Origin of the sequence: Natronomonas sp. (genome assembly GCF_046710025.1) — an archaeon.
Classification (GTDB): domain Archaea; phylum Halobacteriota; class Halobacteria; order Halobacteriales; family Haloarculaceae; genus Natronomonas.
The window spans coordinates 1-3,196 of sequence record NZ_JBKEGK010000270.1 but is presented as its reverse complement, the minus strand read 5'-3'; the positions used below and the strand labels follow the sequence as shown (position 1 = coordinate 3,196).

General features: G+C 67.9%; 4 protein-coding genes. 3 read left to right on the top strand and 1 reads right to left on the bottom strand.

Features of this window, described 5'->3' with window-relative positions; genetic code table 11:
- From ACI944_RS13590 to yciH, 3 genes are all read left to right on the top strand, one after another.
- Positions 1–242: hypothetical protein (locus ACI944_RS13590; protein ID WP_411719564.1), on the top strand; the 242-nt coding region annotated here is incomplete at its 5' end.
- Positions 239–2,431 (top strand): transglutaminase domain-containing protein, encoded by a 2,193-nt coding sequence (locus ACI944_RS13585; protein WP_411719563.1) that lies wholly within the window; start codon positions 239–241, stop codon positions 2,429–2,431. The genes ACI944_RS13590 and ACI944_RS13585, both read left to right, overlap by 4 nt.
- Positions 2,432–2,466: 35 nt before the next feature.
- Positions 2,467–2,760, top strand: coding sequence for a stress response translation initiation inhibitor YciH (gene yciH / locus ACI944_RS13580; protein WP_015408479.1), 294 nt, complete (start codon positions 2,467–2,469; stop codon positions 2,758–2,760).
- A 158-nt stretch (positions 2,761–2,918) separates the two neighbouring features.
- Here yciH and ACI944_RS13575 read toward each other — a convergent pair.
- The coding region (locus ACI944_RS13575; protein ID WP_411719562.1) for a rhodanese-like domain-containing protein at positions 2,919–3,196 on the bottom strand (278 nt) is incomplete at its 5' end.

Sequence of the window (3,196 nt, the reverse complement as noted above, 5' to 3'; positions counted from 1 at the left end):
AGACGGTCACCGTCGTCGTCCCCGACGGCGAGCGTTTCGCCCGTCCCGGCAGAACGGGTGCCGCGCTTCGGCTCCTCGCGCTGACCGAGGGCGGCGAGTGTACCGCCGGCGAGCGGGCCCGGGCGGATGTCCGGGCCCGAGGCGAGGACGGGGACGCGACGCTCACCGCCTCGGGTCGGAGTGTCGGGGTCGACGCCCTCTCGGTCGCGTCGGAACGAGGGGTGGGGGAGGTGAAAGAATGAGCGTCGGCTGGAGGCGGGCATTTAGGCCGATTCGGGCCGCAATCAAGCGGGCATCCGCCGCGGTCAGGTGCCGAGCGGCCCGGCTGCTCGCGCTTGCAGGCGTCGCCGCGGTGCTCGGCGCCGTGCTGTCCGTGCTGTACGGGGTCGTCGTTATTACCGGAAATCCGGCGGCGTTTTTGCTCGTCGTCGTCGTGTCGGTCCTTGCTGGGACGCTTGCCGCGAGGCTGATTCGACCGCGCACGGCGACGCTTCTCGCGCTTGCCGCCGGGGTCTGCGGGAGCTATTTGTATATCCGATCGCTTCCCGGCAGCGTCGATGTCCTCGCGCTCGTTGCGCCGATACTCGGGGACGCCGTTGCGCTGCTGTCGGGGCTGTCGATCCTCCGAATTGTTAACGCCGACATCTGGGCGTTTTCGGCGGTTCCGGTGCCGGTGTTTCTGTCGTGCTATCTCGCCCTCCGGCGGCGCTATGTCGCCGCAAGCGCGGTTTCGGGGGTTGCACTCGGCCTTTTAGCGCTGACCGGTGACGCGACGACCGGTGAGACGCTCGCAGGGGTCGTGGGCGCGACTGTCGCCGCCGCGGTCGGAGACTGTGAGCGCCGGGGGGAACGGCTCATAGACGCCGACGGCGTCGCCATGGTGGTCGCGGTGATGCTCGTCTCGACGCTGTTCATCGGCGTCGTTCCGGGCGCGATCGGATCGGTCCTGCCGGCCGCCGGCGGCGGGTCGACGGTCGAATCGAGCTTGGTATACGCGGACGACAGCGTCTCCGTCGTCGGCTCGATCGAGCTCTCTCCGGAGCGGCGGTACGTCGTTGAGGCCGACGAGGCGGCCTACTGGCGGGTCGGAACGTACGATCGATACACCGGCGACGGGTGGGTTCGGAGCGGCTCAACCCAGAGGTACGACGGTCCAATTCCGGGGCCACCCGGCGAGAGCCGGACGCTCGAACAGACCTACACCACCGCGTCATCGGTCGCGACGCTTCCGGCCGCCCGACGGCCGACCCGCATCGGCGACGTTCCCGTTCCGGTCCGGGTCACGGACGGCGGGAGCTTCGAGCCGGTGAGCCCGCTCCAGGCGGGCGAGTCCTACCGTGTCGAGAGCGAGGTCCCCACCGGGCGTCCCGATGAGTTCCGGGCGGCGGGGACCGGCTACCCCGAGGGCATCGAGACGCGGTACACGCAACTGCCGAGCGACACGCCGGACCGCGTCGCCGAGCGGACGGCACGTCTGACCGCCAACGCCGAGAACCCCTACGACACCGCTCGGGTACTCGAGTACTGGTTCCGGACGGAGTACGAGTACAGCCTCGACGTCGATCGGCCGCGGGGGAACGTCGCCGACGCGTTTCTCTTCGAGATGGAGTCCGGCTACTGCGTGTACTTCGCGACGACGATGGTGACGATGCTCCGGACGCAGGGGATCCCGGCGCGGTTCGCCGTCGGCTACACGCCCGGCGAGGCGGTCGACGACGACGAGTGGGTCGTCCGTGGGTACAACTCTCACGCGTGGGTCGAGGTGTATGTCCCGGAGCACGGCTGGATCAAGTTCGACCCGACGCCCGCGACGCCGCGCCAGGAGACAGAGCAGGCGATTCTCGACGACGGCGACGGGAACGACGAGGAGACGACGGGGGCCGAAACGGCTACTCCGGCGGCCGAGGCGGAAGCCGGGACAGCGGATACCCCGACGCCCGGGGGCGGCGATACGGGCGATGTCGACGTGGACCCGATCGCCGCGGCGGATCAGAGCGCCGCCGAGGACGACCGCCCGCTCCTCCCGTCGGTCCCGTTGCCGAGCGGGGAAACAGTGGCTGCCGCGCTCGTCGCCGTATTGGCCGTGCTCGCCGTTCGGCGGCGTGGCCTCGGAGAACGGGTTTACCGGATAATCTGGCTCCGGCGGCTTCCGCGGGGCGATCCGGACGACGTGGTCGTCGGCGCGTACCGGCGAGCGGTCTATCTCGAGGAGCGCCGGGGAAGCGAGAAGATCATCGGAGAGACGCCCAGGCAGTTCCTCGGCGGCGACGAGCGCCTCGAGCGAATCGCCGAACGGTACGAGCGGGTGCGCTACGGCGGCGGCGTCGACGAGACGGCAGCAGTCGAGGCGCGAGCGGATCTCGCCGACCTGCTCGCGGAGCGCTCTCGGCTGCCGTGGCGGCGCGAAACACCCGAGGAGGGGTCCCGATAGTGTTTAATATAGCCGTCGTGTAAGCCCGAACTGTAATGTCGGAAGTCTGCTCGACGTGTGGACTCCCTGAGGAACTCTGCGTCTGCGAAGACGTCGCTAAAGAGTCCCAGGAGATCAACATCCGCATCGACGAGCGCCGATACGGTAAGGAGGTAACGGTCATCGAAGGGTTCGATCCGCGGGATGTCGACATGGATTCGCTATCGAGCGATCTGAAGTCGAAGTTCGCCTGCGGCGGCACCGTCGAGGACGACTCGATCGAACTCCAGGGCAACCACCTCGGGCGAGTCGAGGATTTCCTACAGGAGAAAGGGTTCAATGTCGCCTGACACCCGATAACCACGCGTCGAGCCCCGTTTTTTACCTGCTAATCGGCGAGTGTCACCGACACAGCCGTCGTAACCAACGCGACGTGACGCCGGACGATCGTTCGTCCGGGGAGTACCAAGATTTTATAAAAGATCGGAACCCGTTTGCACAAAGACGTTTAAAAGGGCGCGTCAGGCTCCTCGCCCTGCGTCGCCGTCGCCGGCTCTCCGGTTTCGAACTCGTAGGGCCACCCTTCGAGTCCGGGTTCGAGCGAATCGACCCGCCCGTCGAAGCCCTCGAATGAGCCGATGAGGCGCGCCGCTTGCACGCTCGCCTGCCCGTGCGGGCAGACCGTTACGACCCGGTCGTCGGCGTCGAACTCCTCGATTCGCCCGGTCAGTTCCGCGAAGGGGATGTTCTCGCTGCCGGGGATGTGCCGCCGCCGAAACTGCCCCG

Coding starts and splice junctions, on each gene's coding strand:
- ACI944_RS13585 (WP_411719563.1), top strand. CDS start 239: ATGAGCGTCGGCTGGAGGCGGGCATTTAGGCCGATTCGGGCCGCAATC.
- yciH (WP_015408479.1), top strand. CDS start 2,467: ATGTCGGAAGTCTGCTCGACGTGTGGACTCCCTGAGGAACTCTGCGTC.